This window comes from Sulfitobacter sp. W002, from assembly GCF_025142135.1.
Lineage (GTDB): Bacteria > Pseudomonadota > Alphaproteobacteria > Rhodobacterales > Rhodobacteraceae > Sulfitobacter > Sulfitobacter profundi.
Genome location: NZ_CP081126.1, coordinates 3201741 through 3216040, shown reverse-complemented (window position 1 = coordinate 3216040; position 14300 = coordinate 3201741). Strand labels below are relative to the sequence as shown.

The following is a 14300-nucleotide window of genomic DNA, read 5'->3' as shown; positions in this document are numbered from 1 at the left end:
TCTTTGTCACAGACAGGCCAGAACTAGGGCGATTGCCCACATCACCAACCATGCCTGCCAGAGGCGGGTGATGGCCGCATCGATCTCCTGAGGTCCGATGACGCGCGCCCCCGCGCCATGCACCCAAGGAAACTGCTGCACCTGCCCATCATAGCTGCGCGGACCGGCGAGGGCCACACCTATGGCCCGCGCCATGGCGGCTTCCGGCCAACCGGCATTGGGCGAGCGGTGCAGCGCCGCATCCGCCCGGATGCCACGCCAGTGGTGCAAAACCCCGCCGGGGAGCGCGATGAGCAGCGCGGTCAGCCGTGCGGGGGCGAGGTTCAGCAGGTCATCCATCCGCGCCGCGGCCCAGCCGAAATCGGCATAGCGCGGGGTCCGGTAGCCGATCATACTGTCGGCGGTGTTAACGATCTTATAGACCAGCAGCCCCGGCAGACCGCCCAGCAGGAACCAAAAGGCAGGCGCGATAATCCCGTCGCTGAGGTTTTCCGCGCCGCTTTCGATGGCGGAGCGGGCGACGGCCTCTGGCGGCATCGCAGCGGTGTCGCGGCTGACGATCATCGCGACGGCGCGGCGGCCTGCGGCCAGCGACTGACGCAGACCGTCGGCCACGGCGCGCAGGTGTTCGACGAGGGAGCGTTGCGCCAGCAGGATGGCGGCGATGATGATCTCGGCCAGCGGGCCAAGAAGGCTCAGCGCCCAGCCAAGGCACGCCATCCCGATCATCAGCGCCAGCAGCAGCGCCACGCCCTTGGCGCGGCGGGCTTGGCCGTGGTTCAACCGACGATCCCCCCAGCCGATCAGCCGCCCCATCAGCACCGCCGGATGCTGCAGGCGACGCCAGAGCCAGTCCGGCTCTCCAAAGGCCGCGTCCAGCAGCATGGCCAGCGCAAGGACCGCCGCCGTGCTCATGCCAGCGCCCGCTCCAGCCGCGCCCATCCTTCGGCGGGCGGTAGGCCAAGGCGCAGCCAGCGTGGGTTATAGGGGAAGACGCGGGTCCAGATGTGATGCTGGGCGAGGCGGGTTTGCCAAGCTTGCGCGTCATCGACCTCATAAAGCCGGAAAAGCGGGGTGCCGCCGACGATTTGCGCGCCTGCGCCGGTCATCAGGGTATCGAGGTGCTCTGCCTCTGTGGCGAGCCGGGTTCGCGTGACGTCGGCCCAATCCGTATCGCGCAACGCCGCCGCGCCGATATGCAGCGCTGGGCCGCTTACCGGCCATGGGCCAAGCATCCGCCGAAGTTCCGCCACCAAGGTCGGGTCACCGATGACAAAGCCCAGCCGCAACCCGGCCAGCCCCCAGAACTTGCCAAAGCTTTTGAGGATCAGCGTGCCGGGTGTCGTTGCCTGCGCCATGAGGGTGGCATCGGGCGTGACGTCGCAAAAACTCTCGTCAATTATACTGAAGGGGCCGGTGACTTCTGCTGCATCCCAAAGCCGCCCGTCGGGGTTGTTGGGGTGAACATGGACAGCGGCGTGGGTGTTGCCCTCTTCGACCACCTGCCAGCCACTCTCGGCGAAACTGGCGGCATGTTCATTGTAGGTGGGGCCGGGGATGCGCACGGTGCCCTTCGGTGCCAGTGCCGGAATGCGCGCGATGGCCGAGGATGCGCCCGGCACGGCCAGCAGCGCAGCATCCGCTGGCACTTTCCAGAAGGCGCGGGCGGCATCCTCCAGCGCGGTTTGCGCTGCGGCATCGGGGAGCGCGTTCCACGCCTCAGCAGGCAGGGCGGGGATCGGATAGGGCTGCGGATTGATCCCGGTCGACAGGTCGATCCACTCCGCCCGCTCCCCGCCGAAACGCGCCGCTGCCGCATCGACACCGCCGCCGTGGTCGCGCTGGTCTGGCTTTTGCATGATCATCCCCCTGCCGTCGTCGCTGCGGTGAAAGCGCAAAAGCGCTGCGCGATCAAGCGCCTTCCACGGGGCAGGGGGAGGGGAGGTCAGCCGCGCCCGTGCGGCGCGTCGAAGTCCAGCACCGGGTTGATCGGGATGATCCGATGCGGGTTAATCGTGTCGTGGCTGTAGTGGTAGTGCCGCACGATATGGTCGAAGTTCACCGTCTCGGCCACGCCCGGCACCTGATAGAGTTCGCGCGTATAGGCCCAGATGTTCGGGTAATCGACGATCCGGTGGCGGTTACATTTGAAGTGCAGATGATAAACCTTGTCGAAGCGCACCAGCGTGGTGAAAAGCCGCCAGTCGGCCTCGGTCATCCGGTCGCCCGCGAGGTAGCGGTTCTGCGACAGGATGTCTTCGATCCAATCCAGCGTGTCGAAGAGCGGATGCACGGCGGCGTCATAGGCCTCTTGCGTGGTGGCGAAACCAGCTTTGTAGACGCCGTTGTTCAGCGTGTCATAGACGCGGGCGTTCACCTCTTCGATGCGGTCGTGCAGCTGCGCGGGGTAATAGTCATCACTGTTGCCGGTGATCGCGTCGAAGGCGCTGTTGAACATGCGGATGATCTCGGCGCTCTCATTGCTGACGATGGTCTCGCGCTCTTTGTCCCAGAGGATCGGCACGGTGACGCGGCCCGTGAAATTGGGATCGGCACGGGTGTAGATGTCGCGGGCATAGGGCAGGCCGAAAAGCGTGTCGCCCGTAGCACCGGGGAAATCCGTGTCAAAGGTCCAGCCCTCGCCCAGCATATCGGGATGCACGACAGAGACACCGATGTGATCTTCCAGCCCCTTCAACTGGCGGAAGATCAGCGCGCGATGCGCCCATGGGCAGGCATAGCTGACGTAGAGGTGGTAGCGCCCCGATTCTGCCTTGAACCCGCCGTCGCCGCTGGGGCCGGCGCTGCCATCGGCGGTCACCCAGTTGCGAAACTTCGCTGCGGCGCGCTCAAACTTGCCGCCCGAGGATTTGGTATCATACCATTTGTCTTGCCATTTTCCGTCAACCAATAGGCCCATCTTGTTCTCCTTTGCGCGTTTGAGGATATATCTAGGGCAGGGGGCGAGGGGTGCACATCTTCATGGGCGCGCAGCCGCCCTGCGCAGGTGCAGACTGCCCAAACGTCATCAAATCTTAACTTGTATTTTCTACGCTTTCCGCCAGCTTAGAGGCATCAGCGGGGGGATTGCTCATGGAAGAATTTCTGTCGAAAGAAATACAAGCGGGGCTGGATGCCGCGCGTATGGCAAGCCTGCGCAAGGGCGCGCGCCTGCGGCTTGAGGTGGGCGGCGATGTCTACCGGGTGCTGCGTATGTGGAAGACCGGTTTTTCCGTCGATGCGGCGGATGCGCCCAAGCTGCGCGGGTTGGTCGATCTCTATGATGGCAGCCTGCATCTGTTCCAATGTCTGATCGTGGCGAGCGAGGAAGAAGCGGGCGAAATGCGTTATGAGTTCAAACGCGCGACCGCCGTGGCAGACCGACCGCCGCTTGATTTCGAACGTCCTGCCGATGCGCCGCTGGGTCTGATCGAAGACGGCCGCGCCTGAAAGGGCGGCACGGCGGGTCAGTCCCGCCGCGCCATTTTCCGATTATTGTAGATCGCTAAAGGCTTTGACGAGCCGGTCGCAGGCTTCCTCGACCCGTGCGCGTGGCGTGGCGAGGTTGAAGCGCAGGAAGCTTTCGCCCCCCGTGCCGAATGTCGCGCCGTGGTTGGCTGCGATGGCGGCGTTTTTCTCGACTCGTTTCTGAAACTCCGCGGGGTCCATCCCAGTGCCCGAAAAGTCCACCCAAGCCAGATAGGTCGATTCCAGCTGCATCGAACCTAGCCCCGGAATCGCGTTCACCGCGTCATCGAACAACTGCCGGTTTCCGTCCAGATAGGCGGTCAGCTCATCCACCCAAGCGGCCCCCTCGGGGGAATAGGCGGCCGTTGCCATGATCAGCCCGAAGGAGTTCGCCGAGACGCCCAGAGCCGCCATGCGCTGGGCGAAGCGTTGGCGCAGCTTGGGGTCGTGAATGATGACATTGCCGGTATGGCCGCCCGCGATGTTGAAGGTCTTTGTCGTGGCGGTCATCATCACCAGACGGTCTTCGATCCCGTCGATCTGGGCCATGGGGATATGCTTGTGCCCCGGCATCACCAGATCGTGGTGGATCTCATCCGAGACCAGCACCAGATCGTGCCGCTTGGCGAAGTCGGCCACGCCTTGCAGTTCCTCACGGCTCCAGACCCGCCCGCCGGGGTTATGCGGCGAGCAGAGGATCACCATCTTCTCATCCCCGGTCATCAGGGCGTCATAGGCGTCAAAATCCATCTCGTAACGGCCCGAAGCATTGGTCAGCGGGCATTCCACCACCCGACGCTCGGCGGCGTTAATCACGCGGGCAAAGGCGTGATAGACCGGGGTGAACAGCACCACGCCATCGCCGGGCTGGGTGAAGGCGTCGACGCACATGGCGGTGCCGTTAACCAAGCCATGCGTGGTAAAGATCGCCTCGGCGTCGACCTTCCAGCCGTGGCGGTTTTCCATCCACCATTGGATCGCGGCAAGGTATTCGCTGTCGTCGCCGAAATACCCGTGCACCCCGTGGTCGATCTGGGCCTGAAGCGCGTCCTGCACCACCTGCGGGGGGCGGAAATCCATGTCGGCCACCCACATGGCGATGCCGCTATCCGCGGGCACGCCATAGATCGCTTCCATCTTGTCCCATTTCGCACAATGGGTGCCGCGCCGGTCGATGATGTCGTCAAAGCTCATGCTGGTCTCTCCTGATATTGCGGCCAAGCTAACGGCTGCCGCAGGCGCTGCAAGCCCCCGGTTGCGCGATGCCCGGGCATGGCCTAAATGAGCGGGATGAAACGCCCGATCCTTTTGCACCCCGATCCACGGCTCAAGAAAGCCGCAGCCCCTGTCGCCGATCTCAGCGACGAGCTGCGCGTGCTGGGCGATGATATGTTGACCACCATGTATGATGCGCCGGGCATCGGCCTTGCCGCGCCGCAGATCGGCGTGCTGAGCCGTGTCATCGTGCTCGATTGCGTCAAAGAAGAGGGCGAAGCGCCGCGCCCGCTGTTGATGTTCAATCCTGAGATCGTGGCCTCTTCGGATGACCTCAGCACCTATGAAGAAGGCTGCCTGAGCATTCCTGAGCAATACGCCGATGTGACCCGCCCGGCTGAGATTGAGGTCCGCTGGCTCGACCGCGACGGCAAAGAGCAGCAGGAGGCGTTTGACGGCCTCTGGGCGACCTGTGTGCAGCATGAGATTGACCACCTCGATGGGAAGCTTTTCATCGATTACCTCAAGCCGTTGAAGCGCCAGATGATCACCCGCAAGATGGTGAAGCTGAAGCGCGAGTTGGCACGCGGATGAGCGTGCTGGAGGTACTTCGCTGGCCCGACCCACGTCTGGCCGAGACCTGCGCGCCGATCGAAGAGATCACGCCAGAGATCGAAACGCTGGCCGCCGATATGTTGGAGACGATGTATGCCGCGCCGGGGCGGGGCCTTGCCGGGCCGCAGGTTGGCGCGATGCTGCGGATCTTCGTGATGGATGCGGGCTGGAAGGAAGACAAATCCGACCCGCTGGTCTGCATCAACCCGATGTTTCAAGAGATCGGCGAAGAGCGCGTGACCAATACCGAAGGCTGCCTGAGCATCCCCGGCATCAGCACCGACATCTCGCGCCCGTCGCAGGTGCAGATGGTTTGGACCGGGCTGAACGGTGGCCGCTATGTGCAGAGCTTTGAGGGGGCCGCCGCGCTGATCGCGCAGCATGAGATGGATCACCTTGACGGTGTGGTGACCTTCGATCACCTCGACGCGGACACCCGCGCCGCCAAGATCGCGGAGTTCAACGCCCAATGACCCTACGCCGCTACGTTGCATGGCCCGACAAACGCCTGCGCAGCCCTGCCGAACCCATTGAAGCGGTGACGGATGAAATCCGCACCCTTTGGGACGATATGATCGAGACGATGGACGCCATGCCGGGCGTCGGCCTTGCCGCGCCGCAGATCGGGGTGATGTTGCAAGTCGCGGTGGTCGATGCCTCCGAGGCGCGCAACAAGCGCATCCGGCTGGCGAACCCGGTGATTATAGACGCCTCTGCCGTGCTGCACCCCTATGAGGAAGCCAGCCCGAACCTGCCCGGTTTCAGCGCCGTGATCCGCCGCCCCCGCGGCGTGAAGGTGCGGTTCCTTGACGAGACGGGGGCAGAGGTTGAGCGTGATTTTGTCGGGCTTGAGGCCGTCAGCGTGCAACACCAGATCGACCATCTGGCGGGCAAGATGTATTTCGACAACCTCAGCAAAACCAAGCGCGACATGCTGTTGCGCAAAGCACGTAAACAGAACGGCTGACAGCCCTCACAGGTGCTGTTCGTCAGGAGTGAACAGATGCGACTGATTTTCATGGGCACGCCCGATTTTTCGGTGCCGATCCTCGATGCACTGGTGCAAGCGGGGCATGACATCTGCGCCGTCTACTGCCAGCCGCCACGCCCCGCCGGACGCGGCAAGAAACCCCGCCCCAGCCCGGTGCAGCAACGCGCCGAAGAGATTGGTCTGCTGGTGCGGCATCCGGTAACGCTTAAACATCCCGAACCGCAGGAAGAATTCGCCGAGCTTGACGCAGATGCGGCGGTGGTCGTGGCCTACGGTCTGATCTTGCCGCAGGTCATTCTGGACGCGCCGAAACAGGGCTGTCTGAACATCCACGCAAGCCTCTTGCCGCGCTGGCGCGGGGCCGCGCCCATTCACCGTGCGATCATGGCGGGGGATGAAAAGACCGGCGTTTGCATCATGCAGATGGAAGCGGGGTTGGACACTGGGCCCGTGCTGCTCTGCGAAGAGACCAAGATCGGCGCGGGCGAGACCACGGCGGAACTGCACGACCGGCTGAGCGCCATGGGCGCGGTGGCGATCAACAAGGCGCTGTCGCGGTTGCCAGACCTGCCCCCCCAGCCTCAGCCCGAGGAGGGCGTGACCTATGCCGCCAAGATCGACAAGGCCGAGGCGCGGATCGACTGGTCCCGCCCGGCGGTTGAGGTGGACCGCCTGATCCGGGGCCTGTCGCCCTTTCCCGGGGCGTGGTTCGAAAACGACGGCCAGCGGGTGAAGGTGCTCGGATCGGTGCTGGACGAAGGCACCGGCGCGGCGGGTGAAGTGCTGTCAGATGACCTGCGCGTGGCTTGCGGCGACGGTGCGGTGCGGCTCACGCGGTTGCAGCGCGCAGGCAAGGGCGTGCAGGAAGCGGATGTGTTTCAACGCGGCGCGCAGATCGCGGTCGGCACGAAGCTGAGCGCCGCTTAAACGCTCAGCTTTTCGGCGGGGTGCTTTTGTAGACCGGCAGATGCCAGCCGAAATAAAGCGATCCGGCGCGCAGCACCCACGTGGTGGCGGCGCAGGCCAATAGCGGGTAGAGCGTCCCGTCGAAATAGGGCGCCAGCAGCACGGCCACAGCGGCACCGGAGAGCGCCGCGGTGGCGTAGAGTTCGCCTTGGGTCAGCACCAGTGGCAGTTGGCCCACCACCACATCGCGCATCAGCCCGCCCATACAGCCGGTGATCATGCCCATGACGATGATGATCGGCGCGGATTGCGCTTGAGACATCGCCACACCGACCCCCGCCGCGACGGCGACAGCCAGTGCCAGACTGTCGAGCCAGATCAACGTGCGAAAGCGGCTTTCCAGCAGGTGCGCGGTGAAAAACACCACCAGCGCCGCCACGATGGCCACGCCGAGCATACTGGGCGTCTCGATCCAAAAGATCGGATTGCGGTCGAGCAGGAGGTCGCGGATCGTGCCGCCGCCCACGGCGGTCAGGCAGGCGATAAAGGCAAAGCCCACGATATCAAGCTGCGCCCGGCTGGCGACCAGCGCGCCGGTGATGGCAAAGACCAGCACGGCGGCATAGTCGAGCAGGGCCAGCAGGCTCACTTCTTGCCGCCCGGTTTGAAGGGGGCCATGCCCGCGCGGGCCAGTTCGTCGGCGCGTTCGTTTTCGGGGTGGCCGGCGTGGCCCTTGACCCATTTCCACGTCACATTATGCCGCGCGTTCGCCGCGTCCAGCCGTTGCCAAAGCTCGGCGTTTTTCACGGGTTTCTTGGCGGCGTTTTTCCAGCCGTTTTTCTTCCAGCCAAAGATCCAGCCGGTGATGCCGTTTTTGACGTAGTTGCTGTCGGTCACGATGGTGATCTCAGTGGCGCGGCTGAGCGATTCCAACGCCGAGATTGCGGCCATCAATTCCATGCGGTTGTTGGTGGTCTGCGCCTCGCCGCCCTTCAACTCGCGTTCCTTGACGATCTTGTCGCCGTCCATGGCGCGCATCAACACGCCCCAGCCACCGGGGCCGGGATTGCCCGAGCAGGCTCCGTCTGTGTAGGCGTAAAGGTCTGGCATGTCGGCTCCCGTCGCGGTTTCAACGCGGTTTAGGCGGCTGGCGCGCGGCGGTCAATCAGGCGGGTTGGCGCAAGACGCGGGGCACCTTGAACTCGACGTTTTCCTGCGCGGTTTCGACCAATTCGGTGGTCACGTCATAGCGCGCTTTGAAGGCGTCGATAACCTCATTGATCAGCACCTCAGGGGCCGAGGCGCCCGCCGTGATGCCGATGCTGCCGATCCCATCTAGCGCGCGCCAATCGATGTCGTCCGCACGTTGCACCAGTTGCGCATAGGCGCAGCCCGCGCGGGCGCCGACCTCGACCAGCCGCTTGGAGTTCGACGAATTCGGCGCGCCCACCACCAGCATCGCGTCGCATTTGGGCGCCATGGCCTTGACGGCCTCCTGACGGTTGGTGGTGGCGTAGCAGATGTCTTCTTTATGCGGGCCGATGATGGCCGGGAACCGCGCCTGAAGGGCGGCCACGATATCGGCGGTGTCATCAACGCTGAGCGTGGTCTGGGTGACATAGGCCAGCTGCGCCTCATCACGCACGGCGACACCGGCCACATCGTCGGGCGTTTCGACCAGCAGCACATCGCCTTCGGGCAATTGCCCCATGGTACCGACCGTCTCAGGGTGGCCCGCGTGGCCGATCATGATGATCTGCAGCCCTGCATCGGCATGGCGTTGCGCCTCGATATGGACCTTGGAGACCAGCGGGCAGGTGGCATCGACATAGATCATATTGCGCGCCTGCGCGGCGGAGGGCACGGATTTCGGCACGCCGTGGGCGGAGAAGATCACCGGGCGGTCGTCGGGGCATTCCGACAGTTCCTCGACAAAGACCGCGCCTTTGTCGCGCAGCCCGTCGACGACGAATTTATTGTGCACGATTTCATGGCGCACATAGACCGGCGCGCCCCATTTCTCGAGCGCCATTTCGACGATTTTGATCGCCCGGTCCACGCCCGCGCAGAATCCGCGCGGCGCGGCGAGGTAGAGGGTCAGGGGCGTGTTGGTCATGCGAAGTCTCCGAACGGCTTGGCGCAGAGGTAAGGGCTTGGGCGCGCTTCGTCCAGCCCGTCAGCCTTTCTTGGGCGCAGCCTCGCCCGCGGTGCCGTGAACGAGGGCGGCGGCCTGCGCCCGGTTGCGGATGCCCAATTTGCGGTAGCCCGATTTCGCATAGTCCGAGACGGTGTGGATCGAGAGGTTGCAGCGATGCGCGGTTTGCTGGCGGGTGTAGCCATGGGCCAGCAGGTTCACCACTTCGGCTTCGCGCGGGCTGAGTTTGCCAAAGGCCGATGGGGTCTCGGGCAGGGGTAACGGGGCGGTGCCGGTCAGGTCTTCGATGCGGCGGTGCATCAGCAGGCAAAAGAGGCGAAGATCCTCGGCAACGTCGCTAAAGGTCCGTTCGAATTCATCGGCCTCCATCCAATTGCCGATGATGAAGCCACCGAAACGTTCTGATCCTTTCAGCCGCATCGGCACCGCAAAGGCGGCGTGCAAACCTTCCCGTCCTGCGCGTGCGATCAGCGAATGCTCAGAAGGGGTAACGTCGGGGTAAAGGTGCACGAAGGCCTGACCGATTGTCAGGACTTCATAGCTGTTGCACGAATGGTGGAGAAAGGGGTCATCCTCGGGGGGGAGATCATCGTAAAGGTCGGGGATGGTGGATAAAAACTGGGCATCTTTGAAATCTGCCCCGACGCTGATGTGAATGGCGTGGGTGAAACCAATCTGTCGCAGCGCCTCTACAATGCCGTCCCAGAGCTTGCCTACATCCTGTAGCTTCTCCAGCCGCACCGCATCATCGAAAAGCATCGTCCCTCACTTTAACCCCCCTTTTTCGGGGGGTCGTCTACTTCTACGGGAACGGGTACTGTGGGATCAAGGGGAACGCATGGGTTCATGTGCTGTATTGTATCTTCCCTGGGGTATTTTAGAAATTTCACAGGCCAGTGACGCCATTGTCACTGGTCTGTTATTCGTCTGCCTGCCTCATTGGAGGCAGGCACAAGAAAGCCACTGCTGCGGCTAGCAACATGGTTTTGGGCGGAAATAAGGCGGTTTGCGCTTAGTCTTGCGAGGGCGAGATCGGATCGCGCGGCGGACGGCCAATGACATCACGCAGATCGTCAAGCTCGATAAAGTTGTCGGCTTGGCGGCGCAGATCGTCAGAGATCATCGGCGGCTGGCTGCGAATCGTCGACACGACAGAAACACGCACGCCTTGGCGTTGCAGGCTTTCGACCAGCGGGCGGAAGTCGCCGTCACCGGAAAAGATCACGATATGGTCGACACGCGGTGCCAGTTCCATCGCATCAACGGCCAGTTCGATGTCCATGTCGCCTTTGACTTTGCGCCGGCCCATGCTGTCGGTGTATTCCTTGGCCGGTTTGGTGACCATCGAAAAGCCGTTGTAGTTCAGCCAGTCAACAAGCGGGCGGATCGGCGAATACTCATCGTTTTCCAGCAATGCGGTATAGTAGAAGGCGCGCAGCAGCTTGCCGCGGCGCATGAACTCTTGCCGCAGCAACTTATAGTCGATGTCGAAGCCAAGCGTCTTTGCTGCGGCGTAGAGGTTGGAGCCGTCTATGAAAAGCGCCAAACGCTCATCTTTGTAGAACATTAATCTATCCTTTCGGCAGGCTTCGCCGTATTCCCGGTTTGAGTTGTAATCGTCGCAGATTAATAAATCCGTGACGGCTGGCGATGCCCCCACATCAGGGTGCATAACTAAGGCTTTTTAACGATGTCGCAAGACCCCGTGGGTATGGAATTAAGCAGTAGAGAGCCTATACGAAAGTATAGTCTCCTGATTGCGCTTGGTGGGAACCTCAGCTCTTCTGTCGGTGCGCCGCAGGAAACCTTGAAGTCGGCTTTGAAGCTGCTGCAAACCTCCGGCGCGGTGATTCGCGCGACCAGTGCATTCTATCATACTCCGGCTTTCCCCGCAGGAGCGGGGCCCGATTATGTGAATGCCGCAGCACGTCTGGAGGCACCTTGGGATCCGGCCAAGGCGCTTGGCGTCCTGCATCGGATCGAGGCGCAGTTGGGTCGGGAGCGGGTGCAGCGTTGGGGCCAGCGCACTTTGGATTTGGATTTGCTGGCCTGTGATGATATCGTGTTGCCAGACCGTAACACCCACAAGATGTGGCGTGATTTGCCGCTTGAAGCGCAGATTGGCCGCACGCCAGAGCAGTTGATCTTGCCGCATCCGCGCTTGCAAAACCGCGCTTTTGTGCTGGTGCCCTTGGCCGATGTGGCCCCCGATTGGGTGCATCCGCTGCTTGGGAAACCGGTCCGCGCGCTGCTTGAGGCTTTGCCTGAGCGGGATCGTGCCAGCGTGCGGCGTCTGTAATAACGGCTTGTAAATCTGCCCGAGGCGGCCTAAATACCGCACTTCTGGCAGCAAATGAGATATTGGAGGCTTCATGGCCCGCGTCACCGTCGAAGATTGTGTGGATAAGGTTCCGAACCGTTTCGAACTCGTTATGCTGGCCGCGCATCGCGCCCGTGAGATCTCTGCCGGATCGCAGCTGACTGTCGACCGCGACAACGACAAGAACCCCGTCGTGTCCCTGCGCGAAATCGCCGAAGAAACACAGTCGGCCGATGACCTGCGCGAGCGTCTGATCGAAAGCAACCAGAGCCAGATCGAAGTCGACGAACCCGAAGAAGACGCCATGGCGCTTTTGATGGGTGCCGAAGAGGACAAGCCTGAAGAAGACAGCATGTCCGAAGAAATGTTGCTGCGCCAGTTGATGGCCGCACAGGGTCAGGGCTAACCCCCGCGCCCCGGCCGGGGCTATGAGGCAGATGGCATGAACAGCGCCGACATTACTGCCGATGACCTGATCGCTCTTGTTCAAGGTTACAATCCGCGTACCAACGAACCCCTGATCCGCGCCGCTTTTGACTACGGGGCGCGGATGCATGAGGGGCAGTTTCGCCATTCCGGTGAACCCTATTTCACCCACCCTGTCGCTGTCGCTGCGATCCTCACGGAACAGCAGCTTGACGATGCGACGATCATCACCGCCCTTCTGCACGATACCATCGAAGACACCAAAGCGTCTTATGCCGAGGTGCAGAGCCTCTTTGGCGGTGAAGTGGCGGAATTGGTCGATGGTGTCACCAAGCTGACCAACCTTCAGCTCAACTCGACCGAGACCAAACAGGCCGAGAATTTTCGCAAGCTTTTCATGGCGATGTCCAAGGACTTGCGCGTCATCCTCGTCAAGCTCGCCGACCGTCTGCACAACATGCGCACGATCAAATCCATGCGCCCGGACAAGCAGGTCAAAAAGGCGCGGGAGACGATGGATATCTACGCGCCGCTGGCGGGGCGCATGGGCATGCAGTGGATGCGCGAAGAGTTGGAAGACCTCGCCTTCCGCGTGCTCAACCCCGAGGCGCGCGCGTCGATCATTCGCCGCTTTATTACCCTGCAACGCGACACCGGCGATGTGATCCAGCGGATCACCGGCGACATGCGGGTCGAGTTGGAAAAAGCGGATATCGACGCCGAGGTTTTTGGCCGGGCCAAGAAGCCCTATTCGATCTGGCGCAAGATGGAGGAGAAGGAACAGAGCTTCTCCCGTCTGTCCGACATTTACGGCTTTCGCGTGATTACCGCCTCTGACGAGGATTGCTACCGCACTCTCGGCGCGATCCATCGCCGCTGGCGCGCGGTGCCGGGGCGGTTCAAGGATTACATCAGCCAGCCCAAGACCAACGGCTATCGCTCGATCCATACCACCGTCTCGGGCCGGGATGGCAAGCGGGTTGAGGTGCAGATCCGCACCCGGCAGATGCATGACGTGGCCGAGACGGGCGTCGCCGCGCATTGGTCCTACCGCGACGGTGTGCGCAGCCGGAACCCCTTCGCCGTTGATCCCGCCAAGTGGATCAGCCAACTGACCGAACAGTTCGACGCCGAGACCGACCACGAGGATTTCCTCGAAGCGGTGAAGCTTGAGATGTACGCGGATCAGGTCTTTTGCTTCACGCCCAAAGGCGATGTGGTGAAACTGCCGCGCGGGGCGACGCCGATTGATTTTGCCTATGCGATCCACACCCGGATCGGCAACGCCTGCGTTGGGGCTAAGGTCGACGGGATGCGTGTGCCGCTCTGGACGCGGATCAAAAACGGCCAGTCGATTGAGATCACCACCGCGCAGGGGCAAACACCGCAGGTCACATGGCTTGATATCGCCACCACCGGCAAGGCCAAGTCGGCAATCCGGCGGTCCCTGCGGGAGGTCGACCGCGAGCGCTTTATCAAACTGGGCCGCGAATTGGCGCGCTCGGCCTTTGCGCAGGTCGGCAAGAAGGCCACCGATAAGGTGCTGCATACCGTCGCCAAGAACATGCGGCTCAACGGCCCCGATGAGGTGCTCGCCCGGCTTGGCAGTTCCGAGCTCACGGGCCGCGAAGTGGTGGAATGCGTCTATCCTGACCTTGCCCCGCAAAAGGGCGAGCAGATCGACGTGCGCCGCGCCGTCGTGGGGCTGGAGCCGGGCCAGAGCTTTGACCGCGCGCCCTGCTGCACGCCGCTGCCCGGTGAGCGGATCGTCGGCATCACCTTCCGTGGCAAGGGCGTGACCGTCCACTCAATCGACTGCGACCGCCTGTCGGAATACGAAGACCAGCCCGAGCGTTGGCTGGATCTGCGCTGGCACGATGGCAGCCACCCGGCGGTCTATACCTGCGCGTTGGACATCACCATCGGCAACGGCGCGGGCGTACTGGGGCGGGTCTGCACCTTGATCGGCGAAGCCTCGGCCAATATCTCTGATTTGGAGTTTGTGGAGCGCAAGCCTGACTTTTACCGTTTGGTGGTCTATGTGGATCTCAGAGACGTAAGTCACCTGCATTCGTTGATGTCCACGATCGAAGCCGAAAGTGAAGTCGCCGATGTCAGCAGGCACCGCAATATGAGCATGGGAAAGACTGTCGAAAAGACCGACTGACCCCGCGCAGACGAAACGCCGATACTGGACCTGAGAC

The 14300-nt window shown here is 62.5% G+C and carries 17 protein-coding genes; 8 read left to right on the top strand and 9 right to left on the bottom strand.

Annotated elements, in window-relative coordinates; genetic code table 11:
* Positions 1-6: 6 nt before the first annotated feature.
* The 3 genes from cbiB to K3758_RS16000 all read right to left on the bottom strand — a co-directional run bounded on the left by cbiB (position 7) and on the right by K3758_RS16000 (position 2920).
* Positions 7-915 carry an adenosylcobinamide-phosphate synthase CbiB gene (cbiB, locus tag K3758_RS16010; RefSeq protein WP_259946525.1) on the bottom strand — a complete coding sequence of 303 codons (909 nt, stop codon included), beginning with the start codon at positions 913-915 and terminating at the stop codon, positions 7-9.
* Positions 912-1865: a threonine-phosphate decarboxylase CobD gene (cobD, locus tag K3758_RS16005; RefSeq protein WP_259946523.1), complete on the bottom strand. Its 954-nt coding sequence runs from the start codon at positions 1863-1865 to the stop codon at positions 912-914. Before cobD ends, cbiB begins: the two co-directional genes overlap by 4 nt.
* A gap of 80 nt (positions 1866-1945) precedes the next feature.
* On the bottom strand, positions 1946-2920 hold the full coding sequence (locus K3758_RS16000; RefSeq protein WP_259946522.1) for a glutathione S-transferase family protein: 975 nt from the start codon (positions 2918-2920) through the stop codon (positions 1946-1948).
* A gap of 173 nt (positions 2921-3093) precedes the next feature.
* Between K3758_RS16000 and K3758_RS15995 the strand changes: the two genes are divergently transcribed.
* Positions 3094-3450: a hypothetical protein gene (locus K3758_RS15995; RefSeq protein ID WP_120352295.1), complete on the top strand. Its 357-nt coding sequence runs from the start codon at positions 3094-3096 to the stop codon at positions 3448-3450.
* Positions 3451-3492: 42 nt separating this feature from the next.
* On the opposite strand, the gene K3758_RS15990 is transcribed toward K3758_RS15995, so the two are convergent.
* Positions 3493-4662 (bottom strand): MalY/PatB family protein, encoded by a 1170-nt coding sequence (locus K3758_RS15990; protein ID WP_259946520.1) that lies wholly within the window; start codon positions 4660-4662, stop codon positions 3493-3495.
* 96 nt (positions 4663-4758) lie between these two features.
* On the opposite strand from K3758_RS15990, the gene def (K3758_RS15985) reads away from it, so the two are divergent.
* From def (K3758_RS15985) to fmt, 4 genes are read left to right on the top strand one after another with little or no spacing between them, the layout of a single operon-like run.
* The gene (gene def, locus K3758_RS15985) at positions 4759-5277 is read left to right on the top strand and encodes a peptide deformylase (RefSeq protein ID WP_259946519.1); all 519 of its coding nucleotides are present in this window, start codon (positions 4759-4761) and stop codon (positions 5275-5277) included.
* Entirely contained in the window at positions 5274-5771 is a 498-nt protein-coding gene (gene def / locus K3758_RS15980) for a peptide deformylase (RefSeq protein ID WP_259946518.1), read from the top strand. The genes def (K3758_RS15985) and def (K3758_RS15980) overlap by 4 nt, the downstream gene beginning before the upstream one ends.
* Positions 5768-6265, top strand: coding sequence for a peptide deformylase (gene def, locus K3758_RS15975; protein ID WP_132443819.1), 498 nt, complete (start codon positions 5768-5770; stop codon positions 6263-6265). Before def (K3758_RS15980) ends, def (K3758_RS15975) begins: the two co-directional genes overlap by 4 nt.
* A gap of 36 nt (positions 6266-6301) precedes the next feature.
* The gene (gene fmt / locus K3758_RS15970; RefSeq protein WP_259946517.1) at positions 6302-7216 is read left to right on the top strand and encodes a methionyl-tRNA formyltransferase; all 915 of its coding nucleotides are present in this window, start codon (positions 6302-6304) and stop codon (positions 7214-7216) included.
* 4 nt (positions 7217-7220) lie between these two features.
* Here the strand turns inward: fmt and K3758_RS15965 are convergent, their stop codons facing one another.
* From K3758_RS15965 to K3758_RS15945, 5 genes are all read right to left on the bottom strand, one after another.
* Entirely contained in the window at positions 7221-7844 is a 624-nt protein-coding gene (locus K3758_RS15965) for a trimeric intracellular cation channel family protein (RefSeq protein WP_259946516.1), read from the bottom strand.
* Positions 7841-8305: a ribonuclease HI gene (gene rnhA / locus K3758_RS15960; RefSeq protein WP_120351974.1), complete on the bottom strand. Its 465-nt coding sequence runs from the start codon at positions 8303-8305 to the stop codon at positions 7841-7843. Before rnhA ends, K3758_RS15965 begins: the two co-directional genes overlap by 4 nt.
* Before the next feature lie 55 nt (positions 8306-8360).
* Positions 8361-9311, bottom strand: coding sequence for a 4-hydroxy-3-methylbut-2-enyl diphosphate reductase (ispH, locus tag K3758_RS15955; protein ID WP_259946515.1), 951 nt, complete (start codon positions 9309-9311; stop codon positions 8361-8363).
* Positions 9312-9371: 60 nt separating this feature from the next.
* Positions 9372-10109, bottom strand: a complete 738-nt coding sequence (locus tag K3758_RS15950) for a LuxR family transcriptional regulator (protein WP_259946514.1) — start codon at positions 10107-10109, stop codon at positions 9372-9374.
* 253 nt (positions 10110-10362) lie between these two features.
* The gene (locus tag K3758_RS15945; RefSeq protein ID WP_259946512.1) at positions 10363-10917 is read right to left on the bottom strand and encodes an NYN domain-containing protein; all 555 of its coding nucleotides are present in this window, start codon (positions 10915-10917) and stop codon (positions 10363-10365) included.
* Between the two features lie 144 nt (positions 10918-11061).
* On the opposite strand from K3758_RS15945, the gene folK reads away from it, so the two are divergent.
* The 3 genes from folK to K3758_RS15930 all read left to right on the top strand — a co-directional run bounded on the left by folK (position 11062) and on the right by K3758_RS15930 (position 14263).
* A complete protein-coding gene (folK, locus tag K3758_RS15940; RefSeq protein ID WP_259950127.1) occupies positions 11062-11649 on the top strand; it encodes a 2-amino-4-hydroxy-6-hydroxymethyldihydropteridine diphosphokinase in 588 nt (195 codons plus the stop codon).
* Positions 11650-11722: 73 nt separating this feature from the next.
* Positions 11723-12076: a DNA-directed RNA polymerase subunit omega gene (gene rpoZ / locus K3758_RS15935; protein ID WP_067264606.1), complete on the top strand. Its 354-nt coding sequence runs from the start codon at positions 11723-11725 to the stop codon at positions 12074-12076.
* 36 nt (positions 12077-12112) lie between these two features.
* On the top strand, positions 12113-14263 hold the full coding sequence (locus tag K3758_RS15930) for a bifunctional (p)ppGpp synthetase/guanosine-3',5'-bis(diphosphate) 3'-pyrophosphohydrolase (protein WP_067627699.1): 2151 nt from the start codon (positions 12113-12115) through the stop codon (positions 14261-14263).
* Positions 14264-14300 lie beyond the last annotated feature (37 nt).